Below are 21,135 nucleotides of genomic sequence, written 5' to 3' on the forward strand. Positions count from 1 at the left end.
TTTCGCTACCAGAACGGTTTCGTATTCATGCCAGCCTAGGTTACCGTAGATGTGTACGAAACCGTTTCGTTAGAAGCTCGAACGAGGTGCCGCGGATGACAGCGACGGAACAGGCCATCACGCCAGGCACGCGCCGCAGCGGCAGCCGCAGTCGCAGCCGCATCACCCCGGAACGCGAGGCGGAGCTCTACGCCACCGTCCTCGACCTCCTCCGCGAGGTCGGATACGAGGCCCTGACCATGGACGCGGTCGCGACCCGCACCCGGTGCAGCAAGGCCACCCTCTACCGCCAGTGGGCGGGCAAACCGGAACTCGTCGCCCAGGCGCTGCGCCAGACCAAGGGCAACGTCATCAGCGACATCGACACCGGGTCGCTGCGCGGCGACTTCCACGAGATGGTGAGACGCCTCGACGACGAGTCGCTCCGCAGGGAAACGGCCTTGGTCCGCGGCCTCATCCACGCCGTCCACACCCACCCCGACCTCCTCCAAGCCCTCCAGGACCTGGTCGTCGACCCGGACCCCACGGGCCTGGAGTCGATCCTGCGGCGCGCGGTGTCCCGGGGCGAGGTCGACCCCGGCTGCCCGGCCCTGGAGTACATCCCGTACGTCCTGATCGGCGCCCTGGTGGCCCGCCCACTGGTGGCGGACCGGCCGCCGGACCGGTCGTTCCTGCTGCACTATCTGGACTCGGTGGTACTGCCGTCCCTGACGGCCTGCCCCCGCCCGGATGAACGCCCAGAAGTCCGAGGGCAGGGGCAGTCAGAGGGCAGGGCAGGCAGAGGGTAGGGCAGCCAGGGGGTAGGGGCGGTCAAAGGGCAAGGGCAGTCAGAGGGCAGCCGCGGAAATGCGGTGACCCCGTTCGCCGTCCGCGCCGCGTCCGTACTCGCCACGCTGCTATTACTTGCCGGTGCAGACCTCCGCATCCGCACACCCGACCCACCCGATCCCCATGACAAGGCAGAACCAGTTGAACGACAAGGCGCCTCAGCAGCCGGAACCCCAGTCCGCCATCTCCGAGCCGGAGCTCGTGGGGACCTCGCTCCCTCCGATGCCCCCGGCGCCGCCCACGACGTCCCTGCCCTGGGCCGCCCCACAGGGCCGTCGGCGCAAGCGTGCCCTCATAGCCGGCGCCGCCGCCGTCGTGCTCCTCGCCGGTGGCGGCATCACCTGGTGGGCGCTGGCCGGCGACGGCGACCCCATGGACCACGTCGAGGTCTCGGGCGGCAAGCTCGTCACCGGGGACAGCGACTCGTACGGTGACGGGGAGGACTGCGACGACACCGACGAGTTCTCGTACAACGACTGTGACGCGTACGGCGATTCCGACGATTCGGATGACGCGACCTACGAGTTCGTCTACAAGATCACCAACAAGGGCGACGAACCCGCCAACTACTCCGTCCTCGTCAACGGCTTCGACGAGGACGGCGACTTCGTCGGCCAGACCTACATCGGTACGACACACCTGGCCGCCGGCAAGACCGACGCCGACAAGGGCGAGTTCGACGAGTACGTCACCCTCGAAGACGGCCACGACCTGTCCGACATCAAGTCCGTGAAGGTCGCCTACGTGGAGCGCATGGCCCTGGCCAACTGATCCCGGCGTGCCGGTACACCGGCGGTTCTGCGACAGCGCGACCGCCGACTGCCGCCACCTCCGCCTGACCACCGCTGCGGTGTCAGTGCGCTGAAGTCCCGTTGCACCGCGTTCGCAACACCCCGAACCCTGCGGGAACTTCAGATCATGCAGTGCAGCGCCCATATCCGGGCGAAGCCAGGGTGGTTCGACAAGATGAACGATCCCGACTTCGTCACGAGGTGGACGCGGGAAGCGGTCGCCCAGGGCCTCATCGAAGCACAAGTCCGTTACGTGCTTGCCGAAATCCCGGCTGCGCGAGGTCGTCGACGAACACAACGAGCAGGTCTACGAGCGAGGATTCTCCCTCTGCGAGCACTGAACGCACCGTGGCCCGACCGTTCCGTGGCTGTCAGTGGGAAGCCCTATGGTCGTTCCCACGTGCCACGACCGCATCAACTGCCAAGGGGGGACCACGATGCAGGCGAAGGAGACGCTGTTCGCCGATCTCGTACAGGGGAGGGCCCAGCAGTTCCAGGTACCGCTTTATCAGCGGACGTACTCCTGGACGGAGAAGCAACTCGGACAGCTGTGGAACGACATCCTGGAGCAGGCGGAGCTGATCGAGCGCGGCGAGAAGGCGAACACACATTTCCTGGGCTCCGTCGTCCTCGCACCGTCTCCGCAGAACGAGGCGACGTTCCCCCGCTGGCTCGTCGTCGACGGTCAGCAGAGACTGACCACACTCTCCCTCGCTCTGGCCGCGATCCGCGATCACATCAGGGACGCCCAGCCCGACGAGGCCGAGCGCATCGACGAGGAATACCTGATCAACAAGCGGAAGAGCGGCAGCGACCACTTCCGGCTGCTGCCGACCCAGGCGGACCGGCCGCAGTTCGCCGCGCATGTCCGCGGCCCGCTCACGGAACAGGCCACCGGCGGCAGTGTCGCCGCGGCCTACACCTTCTTCCGCCGCAAGCTGGTCGAGGCTGCCGATCCGGCGGCCCCGCAGGACGTGTTCCGCATCGAGCAGGCCATCACCTCCCGGCTGACCCTGGTGGCGGTGACGGCCGAGCGCAGCGACAACGTGCATCGCATCTTCGAGTCCCTCAACAACACCGGGCTCAAGCTCAGCCAGGCCGACCTGCTGCGCAACTACCTGTTCATGAAGCTCCCCACCCGCGGTGAGCACGTCTACGAGACCTATTGGCTCCCCCTGCAGGACAGCCTGCGCAACGAAGAGCTGGAACTGCTCATGTGGCTCCAACTGGTCCTCGACGGCGACGACCGGGTACGCCGCCAGGACCTGTACGCGGCTCAGCAGCAGCACTTCGAGCGCGGCGGGGCTCGCGAGGACGAGATCGAGGCGTACATCAAGGAGCTGCACCGCAGCGCCGCTCTCTTCCGCCGTCTGCTCCACCCGGAGGAGGAGCCGGACCCATCGGTCCGTGCCCATCTGCACCGCCTGGACACCTGGCAGGCCCTGGCCACCTACCCCGCGCTGATGCTGCTCCTGGACCGGCGCCAGCGCGGGGAACTCGACTCCGCGGACACCGCCCGTGCGCTGTCGTACATCGAGAGCTTCCTGGTACGCCGGATGATCTGCCGGGTGCTGCCGAACAGCCTCGGCAGGATCTTCCAGGCCGTACCGGCGCAGCTGCCGCTCGATGTGCCCGTAGCCGACGGCTTGCACCACGTGCTCTCCGCCGACAACCGGTTCTGGCCCGATGACGACGAGCTGCGCGAGAAGATCCAGAAGGCACCCTTCTACCGGTACGGACTCGCTCCGCAGCGCAAGATGGTGCTGCAACGGCTTGAGGAGAGCTACGAGCATCCGGAGCCGGTGGACTTCGCCGCCGCGCGGCTCACCATCGAGCACGTCATGCCGCAGTCGCCCGGCGACGAGTGGCTGCGCATGCTGGACGAGGACACAGCCGACGGAGAGAACCCGCAGGACCTGCACTCCCGCTTGCAGCACACCCTCGGGAACCTGACGCTCACCGCGATCAACTCGGAACTGTCGAACCACCCCTTCGAGCGCAAGCAGGGTCTGCTGCATGGCAGCCACCTGGAGATGAACCGCCGCATCGCCGCGACCGAACGCTGGGGCGCGAAGGAGATCCTGGCCCGCGCCGACGAACTCACCGACCGTGCAGTGGCGTTGTGGCCGTCCCCGCTCCGCGGAGTCGGCCGCGCGGAACGCAGCCGGGACTGGCATCTGGCCCACCAGGTACTCGCGGCACTCCCCCACGGCACCTGGACGTCATACGGCGATCTCGCCGCGTTCCTCGGCTCCGGCGCCCAGGCGGTGGGCAACCACCTGGCGGGAACACCCGGGGTGGCGAACGCGTATCGGGTGCTCACCTCGGAGGGCAAGGTCTCGGACGGCTTCCGCTGGACCTCAGCGGACGAGAACGGCGACGTCCGCTCCCGGCTGTCCGCGGACGGTGTCGCCTTCACGGTGACCGGAGCCGCCGATCCCGCACAACGCCTCACCGCTGACGACCTCGCACTGCTGGTTGCCGATGCGAATGACCAGACCGAGGACTCGGCCTCCGCGCAAAGCACGCCGAACGCTCCGGGCGAGGAAACCCGCGCCGACCGCTTCTTCCGCCAGCTCGCGGCGGACGACTCCCCGGAGACAGTCGAGGCGGTACGCGCGCTCCTCGCCCGCTGGGAGGAACTCGGCGGCTGGATCGGCCACGGGGCGGGCCAGGTCACGACGAGCGCGTTCCTCATGCTCGGGAAGGCAGGCGCCCCGGGCCGCGGCATCTGGCCCCTGACGCTCTACCCGGGCGGAGGGCGGGGTGGCACGGCACAAGTGGTGTTCCAGTACCTGGCCGCCCGGGAACCGTTCACCGACCGCGTCCTACGCCTCGAGTTCCTCAAGCGCCTCAACGACCTGGAAGGCGTCGACATCCCGGAGGGCAAGCTGGAACTGCACCCGAGCTTCCGGCTCTCGGTACTGGAGAGCGACCGCAACCGCGAGTTGCTCGGCGAGGCGTTGGCGTGGTTCCGGGACCGCTGGGAGAGCCGGAACACGGCCTGAGTGCAAGGGCCTTGGGCCTGACCGGTTCTTGCCGGGCAGGCCCCGGCCTGGCGGCAAGAGCAAGTCAGAGATCGTCCGGAAGCATCGGAAGGAAGAGTGGCCATGCAGCGGGCGAACCATGCCAACGTAGCGGCGGCCCAGCGTGAGGATCGCGTCCCTTCCAAAGGGCTGCAAAGGCTGCCCTCTCTCAGGGTGTCGTCACCCGTGCCACACGACACTGCAGATGTAGACGCACTCGTGCCGGGGAACGACGAGGAACTGAATGAAGCCGCGCCCGCCGAAGATCGGGAAGTTCCTTAGGCCGCCGGGTTTGTCCTCGGGTCTGCTCCCTGCCGTCTCGGCGTCGCGCCCCAGCGCGGCAAGCTCGGTGGCAATGCGCTCCACCTCTGCGACAACGCCGATGGGAAGCCCGGCGGTCAGGTACTCCTCGCTCGGGTTGTAGTCCCACTTCCAGTCGGTCACAGTCCGGCCTCGGCCTCCGCCTCTGCGTGGATCTCCCTTATCTCGGTGATGGCATCCGCCGGATCCTCCACCCCGCCGCTCACCACGTCCTCCAGATGGCGCAGACGAGCAGCTCGTGAGGGATAGCGCTGGATCGCCACGAACACGCCCCACGTGTGGACGAAGGTGCGCAGTGGCGCAAGAGACTGGGCCCGCTGAGCGCTGGTGGTCGCGTCGACGAGATCACGCACAAACGCTGGCATACGGCTCGGCGTGAGCTCCTCAACGGCGGCACGCAGGGCGTCCGGGGTCAGGGCAGGCATAGGGATGAGCGGCTCACCGGGCTGCGGCTGCGCGTGCAGTGCGGTCACGGTCGTGCTCCCGGTTCGAGGGTGGACGTTGGCTGTGTTCTAGACGGTACCCGCACCGCGCCGAATCGACGGCCGGATCAACGCATGGGCACGAGCCGATCAGGCCTGGTCACCCGGCGGCCGGTGAGACCCGGATTGGCTCTTGGAACGGGCACTGGTTCTACCGCCGGGCACGCCGGGTGCGATCTTGCCTTCGTGAGGCCTCTAAGCCTTCGCCAACAAGATCGCACCCAACCACCGGCGCCACGGCCGGACGCCTACACGGTCACGCTGTGTCGGCCGCCATGATTCCGACGCATTCTTCGAGCGCCGCGTGCAACGACGGTACAAAGGCGGCAAGTTCGACGTCCGACGCCTTGCCTCCCTCGAGTACGGCGCCAACGACCGTCACCAGGACTGCGGCGGCCTTGAGTGCGTGCGCGTCGGCCAGTTCCTCCAGGAAGCCGCCGGGCTGCGCGACCACGAAAGCCTCCTTGCCGGTGGCGGGATCGACACCGACGCTACGGAGACGCCTCGCGCTCATGCGACCTCCGCCGGGATGTAGTCCTGACCGAGGGTCGCGAGGACTGCAGCTCGGCGCCCGTCTCGCTGGAGGCGCCTGTGGTCGCGTTCGTCGCGCTCGCGTTCCCATACGGCGAGGTAGGGACGGACGAGTGGCTGGCCGTCGGCGAGGACGATGTCCGTCGGGTACGACTGAGGCCCGCGCGTGATCTTGGGAACGGCGACGGGCGGCCTCCCGACAAGCGAAAGTGGCGTTTCGGTGGCACGGTGCACTCCACATGGAGGCAGGAAAAGGCTCAGGATCGCGGCCAGTAGGCTGCGCATAGGTCGACTCCTTGTCAGTCGGCACAGCCCCGGCGTGGAAGCTCTCACCCTTCTCGCCGGGGCGTTTTGTTCCCTCCGAACCCTACCTGGATAACGGTAGTAGTAGGTAGTGGTTAGTAGTAGTGGTAGGTAATGCGTAGTAGAGAGTGGCGCTCTACGGTCAAAAGGTGGACAAGATCAGCCCCGACTCGCCGCAGTACGTGTACGAACAGCTGGCCGCGATCATCGAACAGAAGATCCGTTCCGGCTAGTATCCGCCCGGCACCCGCCTGCCGGGAGAACTGGCCATGACGCATGAGTACAAAGTCGGCCCGGGTACCGTCCGGCGCGCTCTAGACATCCTGCGGGACAGAGGACTAGTGGTGACTGTGCGTGCCCGAGGGTCGTTCGTCGTCGACCCCCCGCCGCCGCCCTCCGAAGACCCTCAGCCTTCCACCTGAACCGCGCCCTCAAAGGCGACTCCGTCCACCGCCGCACCTTCCGCACGCGCACCGAGGCCCGCACCGAGAGCGCTGCCTGGATAACCGACTTCTACAACCGAGGCAGCTACACAGCGTGTGGGTTCAAGGGCGCGATCGACTACGAACGTGACTACGGAGCCACCCTCGCCGAGGGACTGGCCGCACAGACCGTCTCCATGCTGCGAGGAGTTTGACAGATGGATCTGCAACGGTATCCATGAAGCACCGAGTCGTCAGGAATGGGACACTTCGTCGCGTATCAACGCGCCGAGGCGGCGCTGCGCGTGCGACATCCCGAGTTAAGCGATCGCATCGAGATGCACTCGCCGTTGAGTGCATTGCCAACGATGCTCTCCGTCCGGCTTCCCGACGACCGCAGAGTCTTGCTCTGGCTGACACGCTTCGCCCGCCCGCGCGACTTCTATCCCTTCTGGTTGATCGTCGGCCCCGACGACGAGGGATTGCCTCGGATCTGGGACGCCTTAACCAGCCCCGAAGTGCTCGCCGACGCAGTCCGGGAGCGTGTCAGCGCCTTCGAGGAACAGCGTGTAGAGGTGAGTCCGTGGCGATGGGACGAGCCGGACAGGGAGGCGTCGGTCATCAGGCTGGCTGACACGCTGGCGGAGAATTCATTCGACGTCCGGCTCGTCGTGTCCGGAAATCGGATCCGTACGACGCAGACAGCGGATGGTGTCGAGGCGTTCCCCTTTCGAGAGCACGAGGGGGACTTCCTGGAGTTCCGGGTCGGACACCACTCGGTGCGGATCTCCCGGAAGAAGGAGATCGGCTGGCTCGCGGATGTGCACGACCCGGAACTGGATGTGCAGTGGCGCATCGATCTCCACTGGCTCCTCGACAAGCAGGCCGGGAGCCTTCCCGGTTACACCGAAGATGACCAGGTCCTCGGTGGGTTCTATGAGGTCATCGAGGCCGCTGTACGGGACGGACCACCCGAGAACGTGGTCAACTCGCCCCCGCGTAAGGGAGATCGGCCGCGCATAGCGGCAGACCTCGACCCAAGCGACTCGCTGAGTCCACAGCAGGCGCTGCAGGTCACGATGTGGGAACTGCGCGCTCTGGGCTTCGCCGACGTGGCCATCGAGGGCGACGCCGAATCCGCATCCTTGACGTCGGAGATCTTGTCCATCGCCTCGACGGCGCGTCCCAAGGCACTTGGTCTCGCGGACATCAAACATCTGTATGCGGATGCCTCCATCGCGGAAAAGCGGCTGATGGTGCTGCTGCGGACGGGGGGGCATGACACGTCCCGCGGTGGAGTTCGCGAACCGGGCGGGAGCCCTCGTGTTCTGGGCGGACAAGAAAACTGGCCTGCTCGCGCCCTACGGCGGGCTCGCCCGCGAGGTCGCGTTCTCCGAGGTGTAGGCGTAGCAGCCGGTCCGGGGCCTCTCCTGAATGACAGGGCCTGGACCGGCGGTCAATCAGCGCGGGGCAGTGCCGTCCGTAGACCACTCGTTGGCGAAGTGTTCCATCTGCTTCAGCACAAGCTCAATGGCTGCCGGGGCCTGCGTAGGGCGGGTAGCTGGCTCTCGGCCAGAACCGCACCCAAAGCATCGCCCATCAACTCCGGCGGGCCTGACCGCCCGGCGGCGCCGCGCCCTCACAGAGTCCAATCCCTCGGTACAGCAACGCCCCTCTACGTCCGCCTCGTCTCCCCCTCAGTGGTCGGGACCGCTCCTCCCCGCGTACAACCCTCACAAGGAAGGCGCCGATCTCTGCTACAACTACCGTGTGGATCTGTCCCTTTCTACGTCGGAATGCCAGTTGCTGCGCCATCTCGTATTGGCAGACATGCCGTATGTCGACCAGGGTGCGGTAGCCGTAGCCGTGCAGGGGCTGGATGAAGAGACTGTGCAGGACGACGTACGGTCACTCACATGGAGAGGGATGGTGGCAGCTGACGGCGGCCGCCTCTCGATCACCCCCCTCGGCGCGGCAGCGCATTATGCATCCGAGGTCGAATACCTATCGGCGCGCCTCGTCGATGTGGTCACGCTGGCTGACGAACTTGTGCATCTCGCTCCGGCCTTGGCCCGCGAGATGCATGCCGTACGCCAAGTCGCCCAAGGGGCATGGCCGCTTGAGCAGGCGACGCGCTATGCCTCGGACGGTCCTCCTGGACGGCCGCGTTGATGGCACGCGTACGCCGTGGTCGGCCCCAACCATGATTCACATGAGCGTGCCGGGCCCGCCTTCGGCACCGAAGCCGAGGTCGGGGATACGACGGCGCGGCTTTCGCACCTTGGGAGCGACAGGCAGGATTGCGGCCTTCGCCAGATCAGACTCTGTGATCACTGGACCGGCCACGATGCGTTCTAGGAGAGCCTGTTGGGTCGGCTCCAGTTCCACCAGCCGGCGCAGCACCGAAAGCAGCTCCATGAGCTCCGTTGACCACTCTGCGGGCCAGGTCTCGGCATGGATATCGTCCAGCGGGCTGGTTTTCCTGCTGTTGGGCTTGGCCTTGCGGTAGCCGAACCACTTCTTGACGATCTGCATGTCGCCGACTTCGTACGCCCAAACCTCGGGCGGGACGGGCCCGAATTGTCCGGAGCCTAGATGCAGGGTCTTCGTCATCTCGGCGTACTTGATCTCGGCGGGTAGCGCTTGTCCTACGGCGTGTTCGTAGCGGACGCGGCGCGGATCCCCCTGGGGATAGCACACGTCTGCTTTGGGCCTGCCGTCCTCGGGAGCAGCGTAGAGCTCTCCGTACGTCGAGGCCCACAGCACCTCGGAGCCCAGCCGGACGGCTTCATTCCACAGCTGTGGGTCGCGGGTGAGCGGCACGCGCACGCCCGGTGTGAGCAGTTCCTCGGTGAACTGCTCGGTGAACCCGGGGTGCCCCGTCACCGCCACCGCATACGCGGCCAGGTCGTGCACGTTGATCTGAGGGATTCCAAGCACGGCGGCGAGGTGGGCGAGCAGGCCGGGCGGGACGTTGGGAGTACCGTCGGGATGTAGGACAGGCATGACCTTGCCGCCCCGCCCGTTGAAGTGGTGCGTGTCTGGCAGCAGCGCCGTGGCGACGACCGCCGGTCCCGAGTCGATCTCGTGCGAGGACTGCTGGTTGAGGAACAGCTGGTCATGCTGGAGCGATTCCCACAAATCCGGGCGTGGAAAGTCGATGACTCGGTTGTCGGCGATGAGCCACTGACGGTCGAAGCTGCGCATCCCGATCCTGATCAGCTCGGGCTCTCTCGTGGCCTCCTGGCCAATCGGTGTCGCGTGTGCGGGACGGCCGGGCAGGGGTTCCACCTTCTTGTCCAGCGTGCGGTCGCGAGTCTCCTTAAGCAGTTCGGCTTTCTTGGCCTGGTCCCGCTGCGAGACGAGGTGGGCCCAGCGCCGTTGGAGGATCTCCCGGTCCGGGCCGTTTACCCAGGAGCGGTTGGCCTTGCTGCCGGGGCTTCCCCAAGGGAAGAGGTCGCTGAGTTCGGGATATTCCTCCCAGCCGGTGTCCGAGGTTGGGCGGAACGGCTGCGTGGCTTCGGAGTGTGCGTCGTGCCATCCGTCATCGTCCAGGCGGATGGCTTTCAACTGGCGGTACTTGGCGGCTCGCTTGCCTTCGACCGTGCGGTAATGGATACGGGCGGGCCGCTCCGGATCACGGTCAGTGCGCCGAACGAAGATGCAGATCGCGAGCGGCTGCGCCACGCCCGGAAAGATCCGTGTGGATACGTCCGGGCGATGACCTTCCGGGGAGACATCGATGATCCAACCCTCGTCGCAGGTGCGCCGGAGGTAGTCCCGCATACCGCGCCCGCCGGGGCCGCCGGCAAATCCAGAGGGCGTGATGAAGCAGATCACGCCGTGCTGGTCCTCGTCGTGTGCGTCGAAGACCTTCCACGTCGCCCAGCGCCAGAAGTAGATGTACAGGTTCTTCAGGATGTGCTCGTAGCGCCCGTTGCCCGGCCACTTGAAGTCATTGATCGGCGGCGCGCCACGCCCGGCGGCACCGCTCTCGATCCAACCTCCCCGCCCCTTGGCCTTGTCGTCGTACGGCGGGTTCCCGATCACCACGGTCACCGGCGTGGTGGCTTTCACCTTGTTCGCGCGCTTCCGTGACTCCGATATCACTCCATACGTGGAGGCCAGAGACTCCTCGGCTACATACGGGTTGTCCAATGTGTCCGTGACGTAAAGCTGCAGACCGTCCCTCGGCTGCGCCGCACGGTGATGCTTCAACAAATCGGAGGTGCGCAGCTCGGCCACCGCGAAGGGGCCCATCTGCAGTTCGAATCCAACCAGGCGACGAGCCAGATCGCTGATGGCCTCCGGGACAGCACCGGGGCCGGTGTGCTGCCCGGCCCAGTCAGCCACATGCTCGATGATCGCGTGGAGGTAGGTTCCTGTCCCCATGGCCGGATCGACGATGCGCACGTCCTGGCTGGCATAGCCTTGCGCCCGGTCCAGCCGCGTACGCAGCACGTCCTCGGTCAGGCGCACCATCTCCTCCACGACCTCGCGTGGGGTGTAGTACGAGCCGCTCTTCTGCCGCAGCTTCTCGTCGTACACCTCGAGGAACGACTCATACAGATGCAGGTAGGCATCGCGTCGGCCCTTGCGGATGGACTCCCAGCGCACCGCGTCGATCACGCGCACGAGCAAGTCCAGCGTCACCTCGAAGCTTTCGGTGACGTTGTCGGTAAGCAGTTGGAGGGCCTTGCCCATCAAGGCGTGCCCGGCATCGAGCCTCCGGCCGATCTCGTGCAACCCTGTGTCCGTCAGACGGAGATCCTCCGTCCGGGCAAGCAGCAGGGCGAAGGTGACAGCCTGGGCATAGCCGTCGGCGAAGGTGGCGTCATCGGCCGTCGGGAAGAGGAGCTTGCGCCAGTCACCCATTAGGCCGGTAAACCGAAGATCCTGCGGGCGCGCCCCATCGGCCGCCGCGCGTCGTTCGGTCTCCAGTTGCTCCAGCACCGCGGCACGCAGCAGCCGACACAGCGGAGCGATACGTCGTACCAGCACGGAGACTTGGCGAATCTCCTCGGGGTACCAGTACAGGAAGGTCTGCAACAGGACGTGGAACGCGTCTGGAGAAACGACCTTCAAGTCGGCGCCAGCTCGATCCAGATCGCCCTCGAAGGTGACAGGGTCGCCGACTGCCACCCCATGCCGGAACAGTCGCCATTCGGTGCCGTTCGTATAGAGCAGGTTCGGCAGATCGCGTAGACGCTCCCACTGCTCCTTATTACGGCCAGTGAACTTGCTTGGGTCAACGCTCTGGCCGGGCCTCTTGATCTCGACATACCCGATGATCGCGCCGTGGACCTCAACCGCGTAGTCGGGGCGCACCCCAAGGTCGGGCAGCGGCGTCTCCGCGTGCCACAGAACGTCCTGCAGTTTGTACTGGGCGCCAGCGCTCTGCAGCAGCTTCTCAAGCGGCGCGCGGATAGCAAACTCGGGCCACCCAGGACCGTCGAGCAGTAACTTGCTCGATGCGCCGAAGACCGACACGGCCTTCGTTAACCACTCCCGCTGGCTCTCCACCACGTCACGCGCCCCCGAACTTCCATTCATGATCCCGCTGAAAGTATGACAGGGAGATCGTGATCATGAAAGGCGCAAAGCCATCAACTAGGTGTCCCCGTAAGGGAGATGAAACTCACCAGGGGTTGAAGCTGCTCAGCGCTCACTCAGCGCCCCGCCTGACAAGCAAAGTCACACCTCGCCAGCGCTTCCCCCGCTTCACAACCACGCGGGGATTCCTGGGAACTCCCAGATAGAAGCGGGAACCTCTCCCATCGAAGGGGCCTCCGTCGCAGATCGGAGGCCCCTCCAAGGCAAAGCGGCAGGTAGCAGCAGACGAGCCGAGCTATACGCCGGGTTCTGTCACCCGGTCGCCTCGCAGCGACCGGGGAGACGGCCATCCATCTAGGACCGGCGTTGCCGCCGGCCTCGTGCGGTCTACCCGGAGACTCGGGCGGGCAGCCCTCGAACGTCCCCGCAGGGCCCACCCCTCTTTCGAGAAGAGGGCCCCTTTTGACCTTGCTCCAGGTGGGGTTTACCTAGCTGCCCAAGTCACCTTGGGCACTGGTGGTCTCTTACACCACCGTTTCACCCTTACCCGGCACCGAAGCGCCGGGCGGTTTGTTTTCTGTGGCACTGTCCCGCGGGTCACCCCGGGTGGCCGTTAGCCACCACCCTGCCCTGTGGAGCCCGGACGTTCCTCGGGAAGCCCCCGTCAAGGGGACTCCACGCGGCCGTCCGCCCGGCTCGTCTGCCGTGTCGACCATGTTACCGGCCCTCCACTCCTCGCAGGACCGGCTGCCGTCGCCAGTACCGACCCCGCCAGGATCAGGACGAAGGCCACCCCCACCCCCGCCGTCAGCTCCTCCCCCAGGAACAGCGCCCCCGCGGCCACCGCCACCGCCGGGTTCACGTACGTGATCACCGTCGACCGCGTCAGGCCCACCTCCTTGATCAGCTCCAGGAAGGCGACGAAGGCGACCGCCGTGCAGATCACTCCCAGGCCCGCCAGCGCCAGCAGAACCGAAGTCGACGGCATGGACGACGGCCACGTCACCCCCGCCGCCGGTGCGTACACCACCGCCGCCAGCGCCAGGCACGACGCCGTGAGCTGGAGTGACGGGACAACCCTCAAATAGCGCGCCGCTATCAGTGGCGCCGTCGCGTACCCCACCACCGTCACCAGCACCTCCGCCATCGACCGCGCGTCTCCCCCGGTCAGATGCGGCACCGTCAGGACCCCGACACCCGCCATGCCCAGCCCCAGACCCGTCACCCTTCGCGCCCCCAGCCGCTCCGTGTCCCCGAAGAAGCGGGCCAGCGCCACGCCCACGATCGGCACCCCCGCGATCAGCAGACCCGCCGTCGAGCTCGACAGATGCCTCTCCGCGTCCGTCAGCGTGAACCACGGGCCGATGATCTCTATGCACGCGAAGGCCAGGAGCGGTTTCCAGTGGGCCCGGACCGTCGCCGGCAGACCCCGCGCCGCGAACGGCAACAGCAGCGCCGCCCCCAGCGCACACCGCGTGAACACCACGAACGACGGGGACAGCGGAGCCTCCACCGCCACCTTGATCATCAGGTAGGGGATGCCCCACACCACTCCCATCAGGGAGAACAGGAACCAGCCGCGTGCAGTCATACCGCCATGCTCGTCGCGCCGTCAGCGCCCGTCTTGAACGCTGTTGCGGTACGCCGCCGGCGTCACCCCCAGCACCCGCCGGAACCAGCGGGTCAGATGGGCCTGGTCCGCGAAACCCACCGCTGCCGCCGCCTCCGCCGGACGCAAGCCCGATTCCAGCAGGGTCCGGGCTCGGTGGACCCGGTACTGCGCCAGCCAGGCGTACGGGGGCAGGCCCATCGTCGTGCGGAAGGCCCGTAGGAGTTGGTAGCGGGACAGGCCTACGTCCTCGGCCAGCGTCGTCAGCGACGGAGGGGCCGTCAGTTCGCCCGCCAAGCGGTCGCGTACGAGCAGCGCGATTCCTTCGCTGCCCGGCACCTCATCGCACGTCGCCCGTGCCGTCGAGTGGCGGCGGGCCAGTGCCGTCAGGAGCCACGGCAGTCGCGACTCCGCCTCCAGGGGGTCGGGGCAGGCGCTGAGTTCCGTGTGGGTCAGGCGGAGGGCCGTGGCCAGTTCCGGGTCGTCTATCAGGGGCTCGCGGAAGTGCGGGAAGCCGAGGGTGCCGTCGGCCAGCATGGGCGTCGCCGCGTACAGGGCCCGGTACGCGTATCCGTCCGTCGCGTTTCCCGGGCCTCCCGTGTGCACCTCCCCCGGCGCCAGTACGACGATGGAGCCCGGGCCCGTACGGATGTGGCCGCCGCGGTAGTCGATGATCTCCGAGCCGCCGACGCAGACGCCGACCGTGAACTCGTCGTGGGCGTGGGGTGCGTAGACGTGCTTGTCGAAACGGGCCGTGAGGAGGTCCAGGCGGGGGCCGCATCGGCCCAGCCTCGCCCTGGTCCACAGTGCCTGCTCCACGTGTTGCCCCCCGTCTGTCGTCCTCACAGGGGGCAACGCTGGAATGCTCAGAGAAAGTCCGATGTCTCCAGGTCGAAGGCGAACGGCGCGGGGAGCACAAGAGTCTTCCCGAAGGGGCGAGTGCAGTGCTCCAAGTAGTCGTCACCTCTCGGGTCGCTGAACAGCGTGACCGACGAAACGTCGCGGTCGACCAACAGATAAAGGGGGATGCCACCGCGGGCGTAACAGCGGCGTTTGGCCTCGCGGTCCGCCTTGGGCTTGGTGGAGGTCACCCCCAGGACCATGGCGACACCGTCGCACGGCATCCAGGAGCCGGCTCCCGCAAAAAGGTCGCGCTCGACAGGGCCGAAGGTGGTGTCCGGTACCACGTGGTTCTTCGGGCAGGCGTCTCCGCTCTTCAGCCTCAGTCCCTTGTTCCCCGAGAAGTCCATGTCGATCTGTGATTGCCTGATCACTTGCCGCACAATCCGGCTGATGTACTTCTCGTGATCCCCGTCCGGCGGCGGCGTCACAACGATCTCCCCCTCGATCAGCTCAGCCCGGAAACCCTCCGGCGTCTCCAGGGCGAGAAAGCCCTCGAGCAGGACATCCGCCTGCGTGAGCGGCTCATGGGCCATGGCAGTCATGTCACGCCCCTCCTTCTGTCGCTCGCCAGGCTGGGACATCGGCTGATCACCTGTCCGTGAGATCGGAAACCGTTCCCGCGATCGTGGCACACGATCCCGGCCGGCGTCAGGCACGCCGAACCGCGCGCTTGACCCTGCCGCGACGTCAACGTCTCTACTGATCCCATGCGGATCGGAGAACTCGCCGCCGCCGTCGGCGTCACGACGCGGACCGTGCGGCACTACCACCATCAGGGGCTGCTGCCGGAGCCGGAGCGGCTGGTCAATGGGTATCGGGACTACACGTTGCGGCACGCGGTCGTGCTGGCGCGGATCCGGCGGCTGACCGAGTTGGGGCTGGGGCTGGCAGAGGTGCGGGATGTGCTGGCCGATGACACCGAGAAGGAGCTCGTCGAGATTCTTCGGGAGCTTGATGAGGATCTTGCCCGGCAGGAGGCCGCCATCAGGGAGCGGCGGGTGCGGTTGCGGGCGTTGCTCGACGCCGACGAGTTGCCGAGCGAAGGGCCCGTCTCGCCCGAACTCGCCGCGTTGTTCGGTGAGATGGCCCCGCTTTCCCACTCCCCCATGGCCGTCAAGGACCGGGAGGTGCTCGCGCTCATCGAGACCGCCGCCCGGCCCGAGGACCGGGAGCGGATGCTGGCCGCGGTGCACTCCCTGCTGGCCTCGCCCGACACCGTCGCGCGGGCCAACGAGGCGTACGCGCTGCTCGACGACCTTGCCGACGCCTCCGTCGACGATCCGCGGATCGAACGGGCCGCCCGGCAACTCGCCGACAGCACACCGCGCGAACTGCTGCCCGAAGCCGCCTCCGTCGATCACGGCAGCAGCTTCCTGCGGGCGTTCTACGCCGACTTCGCCCCGGCCCAGGCGGAGGCCATCCGCCGTGCCCTGCGCATGCTCACGGAGGAGACATGAGGACGGCCGCCACGCTCGTACGGCATGAACTGCGGCTCCTCGTCAGCCTGTTGCTGTGGGCGGGGCGGCGGACGCATCAGGCCCGGCACGGGCGGGCCTTCGGGTACGCCCGCGGGGAGGGGCCGTTGATGTTCGGGCTCGCGTTCGTGTGCGTGATCGAGTCGGTCACGATGTCCGTGCTGCTGCGGGAACTGCCGGACGTGCACCGGGTCGTGCTCCTGCTGGACGTGTACACCGTCGTGCTCGTCGTCGGGATGCATGCCGCCAACGTCGTACGGCCGCATGTGCTGGACGAGGGCTCGCTGCGGATCCGGCGGGCCGCGCATGTGGATCTGCGGATACCGATCGAGCACATCGCGTGCGTACGACGGGAGTTGCGGGCCACCCATCAGCATGCCGACGGTGAACTCGGCCTGGCCATGGGCGCGCGGACCACCGTCACCCTCGAACTGGACCGGCCCGTCGTCCACTTCACCTTGCTCGGGCGCCCGAAGGTCGTCCACCTCGTCCGTTTCCACGCCGACGAGCCCGGCGAACTCGTGCACGCGATCACGCGGGCGCGAAGCGCACTTTCCCGGACGGGCCAGGTCCCGGATCCGCCTGGGTGAGGCGGACCCGCAGCCGCTCCCCCAGCGGCAGCCGCTCCGGGCCGCCCTCGATCCGTCCGATGACCGCCGGTGACACCAACTGGACCACGCCCACCGTCGGTTGACGTTCTTCGACCTCCACCACGCACCCGTCGAACACCTCCCCCACCCGGTCCTTCAGCAGCGCCGCCTCGACGATGTCGACGCACGCCCGTTCCACCGCGCCCGCGCGCCGGCCGCCCTCGGCCATCTCGCGCGGCAGGACGTCCAGAGCGGCGAAGACCCACTCGGGAACCGGCTCCCCCGCCACCGCCGCCAGGCAGATCTCCGACGCGTACCGGTCGGCCAGGCGGCGGAGCGGGGCCGTGCAGTGGGCGTACGGGGCCGCCACCGCGGAGTGCGTGGTGATGTCGGGGAGGACGCCGTCCCGGAAAACCGTGTAGCCCGCGCCCCGCAGCAGCGTCGTGCACTCCTGGAGGAAGGCCGCGTGCTGCGGGATCCCCGGATCCAGCGAGCGCACCAACGCCGCGTACGACACATGGTGCGGCCAGTCGATGTGCAGGGCGTGGGCGGTGCGGCGGAGGCGGCCGACCGCGCCGTCGGGGGCGGCGGGGAGGGTGCGGAGGACGCCCGTGCCGAGCCCCAGCATCAGGTCCGCCGCGGCCATCCCGGTCAGCAGGGAGATCTGGGCGTTCCAGGCGTCGGCGGGGAGCGGGGCGCGGTACGTCAGTTCATACGTCCCGTCGTTCTCGACGATCTCCTGCTCGGGGACGTTGAGCGAGATGCCGCCCCGCTCCACCTCCAGCTCCTCCCGCAGCCGGCCGATCACCTCCAGCAGGGCCAGCGGCTCCTCGGCGGTCTTCTCGTCGATCCGCCGCTGTACGCCGGCGTAGTCGAGCTTGGCCCGGCTGCGGACCAGGGCGCGGCGGACGTCCACCGCAAGCGTCCGGCCCTCCGCGTCGAGGTCGATCGTCCACAGGGCCGCCGGGCGGGGCCGGGCGGGGAGGAGACTGGCGGCGCCCTCGCTGAGCGTGACGGGGTGCAGGGGGACCTTCTCGTCCGGGAAATAGAGGGTCATCACCCGCCGGTGGGCCTCCTGGTCCAGCGCGGATCCCGGTACGACGAAGGCGGCGACGTCGGCGATGGCGTACCGGACGCGGTAGCCGGTGCCGTGGCGGGAGAGGTGCATCGCCTGGTCGAGGTCGGTGGAGGTGGGGGGATCGATGGTGAACAGGGGGATGTCGGTGGCGTCGTACGACGGGAGGGCCGGAGGCCGCTCGGCGTCGGCCACGGCCTCCGGCGGGTACGTCTCCGGGACGTCCAGTTCGGTGCGCAGGGCGGTGAGGGCGGCCCGGAGGGGGGCTTCGGGGGCGCCGGTCACGCGGATGTGGCGGCGGGGCATACAGCGAGCGTAGGGCCGGGGAGACCCAGGAGCACGCCGTACGCTGTCGCAGAGCTGTACAGGATCTACAGCCACTACAGAAGGAGATCCCGCCCGTGCTTGTCCTGCTGCCGCCGTCCGAAGGCAAGGCCTCCTCCGGTCGTGGCGCCCCGCTGAAGCTGGAGTCGCTGTCGCTGCCGGGGCTGACGGCCGCCCGTGAGGCCGTACTCGACGAGCTCGTCGAGCTGTGCGCCGGGGACGAGGAGAAGGCGCGGGAGGTGCTCGGGCTGAGCGAGGGGCTGCGGGGCGAGGTCGGCAAGAACACCGAGCTGCGGACGGCGGGGGCGCGGCCCGCCGGGGAGATCTACACGGGGGTGCTGTACGACGCCCTGGAGCTGTCCTCGCTCGACACGGCGGCGAAGCGGCGGGCCGGGCGTCAGCTGCTCGTCTTCTCCGGGCTGTGGGGGGCGGTCGGGGTCGCCGACAAGATCCCTTCCTACCGGTGCTCCATGGGCGTGAAGCTGCCAGGACTCGGAGCACTCGGCGCGCACTGGCGTACGCCGATGGCGGCGGCGCTTCCCGAGGCCGCCGGGGACGGACTGGTACTGGACCTGCGGTCCTCGGCGTACGCGGCGGCCTGGAAGCCGAAGGGTGAGGTGGCCGGGCGGACGGCGAGCGTACGGGTGCTGCACGCGCCGACGCGGAAGGTGGTCAGCCACTTCAACAAGGCGACCAAGGGGCGGATCGTACGGTCGCTGCTGTCGGCCGGGGTGGCGCCGAAGGGCCCTGCCGAGCTGGTGGAGGCGCTCAGGGACCTCGGGTATGTGGTGGAGGTGGAGCCTCCGAAGGGTGCCGGGAAGGCGTGGGCGCTGGATGTGCTGGTGGACGAGATCCACTGAGCCCGCACTCCGGCACCGCACTCCAGCACCACATTGCGAGCCCGCACTCCAGCACCGTATTGCAGCATCTGCAACGCTCGTTGCAGCTAACGCTTCTCATCGGCACGATGACGTCATGAACGTGCTGGATCTCGCACCCGTCGTGCCCGTCGTCGTCATCGAGGACGCCGCCGATGCCGTACCGCTGGCTCGGGCGCTGGTCGCCGGTGGGCTGCCGGCGATCGAGGTGACGCTGCGGACGCCCGTGGCCCTGGAGGCGATACGGGCGATCGCGGACGGGGTGCCGGGGGCGGTGGTCGGGGCGGGGACCGTGATCACGCCGGAGCAGGTGACGGAGTCCGTGCGTGCCGGGGCCCGTTTTCTCGTGAGCCCGGGCTGGACGGACGTACTGCTGGAGGCCATGCGGGCGTCCGGGGTGCCGTTCCTGCCGGGGGTGTCGACGGCGTCGGAGGTCGTGGCGCTGCTGGAGCGCGGGGTGCGGGAGATGAAGTTCTTCCCGGCGCAGGCGGCGGGCGGGACGGCGTATCTGAAGTCCCTGGCGGGGCCGCTGCCGCAGGCGCGGTTCTGCCCGACGGGAGGCATCGGGCTCACGAACGCGCCGGAGTACCTGTCCTTGCCCAACGTCGGTTGCGTGGGCGGGACTTGGATGCTGCCGGCGGACGCGGTCGCGGCCCGGGACTGGGGGCGGGTCGAGGAACTGGCCCGGGCCGCTTCGGAACTCAGGCCCGCAGGTGGGACGTGTCGTTGAAGAGCCGCACGCTCGCGTTGCCATCGGCGTAGTACGCCACGGCGGACAGCGACGCGGCCGACAGTTCCATCTTGAACAGGGACTCCGGCGGGGCGCCGAGGGCGAGCCGTACGAACGTCTTGATCGGTGTGACGTGGGTGACGAGCAGGACCGTGCGCCCCGCGTACGCGGCGATCAGCTTGTCCCTCGTGGCGGCGATACGGGTCGCGGTGGCCGCGAAGCTCTCACCGCCGCCGGTGGGTTCGGCGTCCGGGTCGGACAGCCAGGTGTTGAGGTCGTCGGGGTAACGTTCCCGCACCTCCGCGAAGGTCAGCCCCTCCCACGCCCCGAAGTCGGTCTCCCGCAGCCCCTCCTCGATGGCCACGTCGAGCCCGAGCCGCTCGGCGACGGCGGCCGCGGTCTCCCGGGTACGGGTGAGCGGCGAGGCGACGATCTCCTGGATCGTCCCGCGCCGGGCCAGCGCGGCGGCCACCCGCTCGGCCTGCTCCCGCCCCACGTCGGACAGCGAGGGATCCGTCCCTCCACTCCCCGAAAACCGCTTCTGCGGAGTCAACGGAGTCTCCCCGTGCCGCAGCAGCACAAAGGTCGCGGGCGCACCCATGTCCGCCGCCGCCCACCCCGGACTCGCCACGACCTTCGCCGCCCGCACATCAGCCTCAGCCGCAGCAGAGGATGAGGAGGAGGACGAGGAGCCGGCGGAGGAAGCGGACCCAGCCGAGGCAAAGGCAGAGGATCCGGACGCGGCAGAGCCGACGGACGCCGAAGCCAGCGCCGCCCGCGCCCGCGCCGCCCCCGCGACCGCGTCCCCCGGCGGGCCGGACGGCTCGGGCGTCGCGGCCTTCGCGTGCAGCTCCGCCGTGGAAGCCGAAGCCGACCACTGCTCTCCGCGCTTCCCCGCGTCCATCGCCTCGTTGGCCAGCCGGTCCGCGTGCTTGTTGCTCTCCCGAGGGATCCACTCGTAGGTGACGCGGTCGGCCGGGAACACCCGCCCCGCCTCCAGCGCCAGCGGCTTCATGTCGGGGTGCTTGATCTTCCAGCGCCCCGACATCTGCTCGACGACGAGCTTGGAGTCCATACGGACGTGGACGGACGCGGCGGGGTCCAGCTCGTACGCGGCGCGCAGGCCGGCCAGCAGCCCCCGGTACTCGGCGACGTTGTTCGTCGCGACGCCGATGTACTCGGCCCGCTCCAGCAGCGTCTCGCCGGTCGCCGCGTCGATGACCACGGAGCCGTAGCCCGCGGGCCCGGGGTTGCCCCGGGACCCGCCGTCGGCCTCGACGATGAACTCCCGCAC

18 protein-coding genes, 1 other RNA gene and 3 pseudogenes are annotated in these 21,135 nt (G+C 68.3%); 11 read left to right on the forward strand and 11 right to left on the reverse strand.

Annotated features, from left to right (window positions below; genetic code table 11):
- Window positions 1–95 precede the first annotated feature (95 nt).
- The 4 genes and pseudogenes from ABZ928_RS50425 (at window position 96) to ABZ928_RS50440 (ending at window position 4,627) form a co-directional block, all read left to right on the forward strand.
- Window positions 96–788: a TetR/AcrR family transcriptional regulator gene (locus ABZ928_RS50425; RefSeq protein WP_361536028.1), complete on the forward strand. Its 693-nt coding sequence runs from the start codon at window positions 96–98 to the stop codon at window positions 786–788.
- Window positions 789–951: 163 nt separating this feature from the next.
- Window positions 952–1,599, forward strand: a complete 648-nt coding sequence (locus ABZ928_RS50430; protein WP_361536030.1) for a hypothetical protein — start codon at window positions 952–954, stop codon at window positions 1,597–1,599.
- 90 nt (window positions 1,600–1,689) lie between these two features.
- Window positions 1,690–1,887: pseudogene (locus ABZ928_RS50435) on the forward strand (DUF4246 domain-containing protein); the annotation flags it as partial.
- Between the two features lie 169 nt (window positions 1,888–2,056).
- On the forward strand, window positions 2,057–4,627 hold the full coding sequence (locus ABZ928_RS50440) for a DUF262 domain-containing protein (protein ID WP_361536032.1): 2,571 nt from the start codon (window positions 2,057–2,059) through the stop codon (window positions 4,625–4,627).
- Window positions 4,628–4,825: 198 nt separating this feature from the next.
- Here the strand turns inward: ABZ928_RS50440 and ABZ928_RS50445 are convergent, their stop codons facing one another.
- The 3 genes from ABZ928_RS50445 to ABZ928_RS50455 form a co-directional block, all read right to left on the reverse strand.
- On the reverse strand, window positions 4,826–5,089 hold the full coding sequence (locus ABZ928_RS50445; protein WP_361536034.1) for a hypothetical protein: 264 nt from the start codon (window positions 5,087–5,089) through the stop codon (window positions 4,826–4,828).
- On the reverse strand, window positions 5,086–5,439 hold the full coding sequence (locus tag ABZ928_RS50450) for a DUF6247 family protein (RefSeq protein WP_361536036.1): 354 nt from the start codon (window positions 5,437–5,439) through the stop codon (window positions 5,086–5,088). Before ABZ928_RS50450 ends, ABZ928_RS50445 begins: the two co-directional genes overlap by 4 nt.
- Before the next feature lie 265 nt (window positions 5,440–5,704).
- Window positions 5,705–5,962, reverse strand: a complete 258-nt coding sequence (locus ABZ928_RS50455; protein WP_361536038.1) for a hypothetical protein — start codon at window positions 5,960–5,962, stop codon at window positions 5,705–5,707.
- A 565-nt stretch (window positions 5,963–6,527) separates the two neighbouring features.
- Between ABZ928_RS50455 and ABZ928_RS50460 the strand changes: the two are divergent.
- Window positions 6,528–6,704, forward strand: a pseudogene (locus ABZ928_RS50460) (GntR family transcriptional regulator); the annotation flags it as partial.
- A gap of 650 nt (window positions 6,705–7,354) precedes the next feature.
- Here the strand turns inward: ABZ928_RS50460 and ABZ928_RS50465 are convergent.
- Complete coding sequence (locus tag ABZ928_RS50465; protein ID WP_361536040.1) at window positions 7,355–7,984, reverse strand: hypothetical protein; 630 nt, start codon at window positions 7,982–7,984, stop codon at window positions 7,355–7,357.
- On the opposite strand from ABZ928_RS50465, the gene ABZ928_RS50470 reads away from it, so the two are divergent.
- On the forward strand, window positions 7,983–8,108 hold the full coding sequence (locus ABZ928_RS50470; RefSeq protein ID WP_361536042.1) for a hypothetical protein: 126 nt from the start codon (window positions 7,983–7,985) through the stop codon (window positions 8,106–8,108). The genes ABZ928_RS50465 and ABZ928_RS50470 overlap by 2 nt on opposite strands.
- Window positions 8,109–8,474: 366 nt before the next feature.
- On the forward strand, window positions 8,475–8,876 hold the full coding sequence (locus ABZ928_RS50475) for a hypothetical protein (RefSeq protein ID WP_361536044.1): 402 nt from the start codon (window positions 8,475–8,477) through the stop codon (window positions 8,874–8,876).
- Window positions 8,877–8,912: 36 nt separating this feature from the next.
- On the opposite strand, the gene ABZ928_RS50480 is transcribed toward ABZ928_RS50475, so the two are convergent.
- The 5 genes and pseudogenes from ABZ928_RS50480 to ABZ928_RS50500 form a co-directional block, all read right to left on the reverse strand.
- Window positions 8,913–12,230 (reverse strand): type ISP restriction/modification enzyme, encoded by a 3,318-nt coding sequence (locus tag ABZ928_RS50480; RefSeq protein WP_361536046.1) that lies wholly within the window; start codon window positions 12,228–12,230, stop codon window positions 8,913–8,915.
- 309 nt (window positions 12,231–12,539) lie between these two features.
- Window positions 12,540–12,956: RNase P RNA component class A (gene rnpB / locus ABZ928_RS50485), an RNA gene on the reverse strand.
- 115 nt (window positions 12,957–13,071) lie between these two features.
- Window positions 13,072–13,848 (reverse strand): annotated as a pseudogene (locus ABZ928_RS50490) (DMT family transporter); the annotation flags it as partial.
- A 21-nt stretch (window positions 13,849–13,869) separates the two neighbouring features.
- The gene (locus tag ABZ928_RS50495) at window positions 13,870–14,685 is read right to left on the reverse strand and encodes an AraC family transcriptional regulator (protein WP_361536048.1); all 816 of its coding nucleotides are present in this window, start codon (window positions 14,683–14,685) and stop codon (window positions 13,870–13,872) included.
- Between the two features lie 47 nt (window positions 14,686–14,732).
- On the reverse strand, window positions 14,733–15,311 hold the full coding sequence (locus ABZ928_RS50500) for a Uma2 family endonuclease (RefSeq protein ID WP_361536050.1): 579 nt from the start codon (window positions 15,309–15,311) through the stop codon (window positions 14,733–14,735).
- 165 nt (window positions 15,312–15,476) lie between these two features.
- On the opposite strand from ABZ928_RS50500, the gene ABZ928_RS50505 reads away from it, so the two are divergent.
- A complete protein-coding gene (locus ABZ928_RS50505; protein ID WP_361536052.1) occupies window positions 15,477–16,226 on the forward strand; it encodes a MerR family transcriptional regulator in 750 nt (249 codons plus the stop codon).
- Window positions 16,223–16,834 carry a hypothetical protein gene (locus tag ABZ928_RS50510; RefSeq protein WP_361536054.1) on the forward strand — a complete coding sequence of 204 codons (612 nt, stop codon included), beginning with the start codon at window positions 16,223–16,225 and terminating at the stop codon, window positions 16,832–16,834. Before ABZ928_RS50505 ends, ABZ928_RS50510 begins: the two co-directional genes overlap by 4 nt.
- Here the strand turns inward: ABZ928_RS50510 and ABZ928_RS50515 are convergent.
- Window positions 16,776–18,215: an RNB domain-containing ribonuclease gene (locus ABZ928_RS50515; protein ID WP_361536056.1), complete on the reverse strand. Its 1,440-nt coding sequence runs from the start codon at window positions 18,213–18,215 to the stop codon at window positions 16,776–16,778. The two genes, ABZ928_RS50510 and ABZ928_RS50515, sit on opposite strands and share 59 nt — an antisense overlap.
- Before the next feature lie 95 nt (window positions 18,216–18,310).
- On the opposite strand from ABZ928_RS50515, the gene yaaA reads away from it, so the two are divergent.
- Together yaaA and ABZ928_RS50525 are read left to right on the forward strand one after the other, a co-directional pair.
- Entirely contained in the window at window positions 18,311–19,093 is a 783-nt protein-coding gene (gene yaaA / locus ABZ928_RS50520) for a peroxide stress protein YaaA (RefSeq protein WP_361536058.1), read from the forward strand.
- 115 nt (window positions 19,094–19,208) lie between these two features.
- Window positions 19,209–19,841, forward strand: coding sequence for a bifunctional 4-hydroxy-2-oxoglutarate aldolase/2-dehydro-3-deoxy-phosphogluconate aldolase (locus tag ABZ928_RS50525; protein WP_361536060.1), 633 nt, complete (start codon window positions 19,209–19,211; stop codon window positions 19,839–19,841).
- Here the strand turns inward: ABZ928_RS50525 and ABZ928_RS50530 are convergent.
- A complete protein-coding gene (locus tag ABZ928_RS50530) occupies window positions 19,813–21,135 on the reverse strand; it encodes a bifunctional RNase H/acid phosphatase (RefSeq protein ID WP_361536062.1) in 1,323 nt (440 codons plus the stop codon). The genes ABZ928_RS50525 and ABZ928_RS50530 overlap by 29 nt on opposite strands.

Source organism: Streptomyces sp. NPDC046909, assembly GCF_040644695.1.
Classification (GTDB): Bacteria; Actinomycetota; Actinomycetes; order Streptomycetales; family Streptomycetaceae; genus Streptomyces.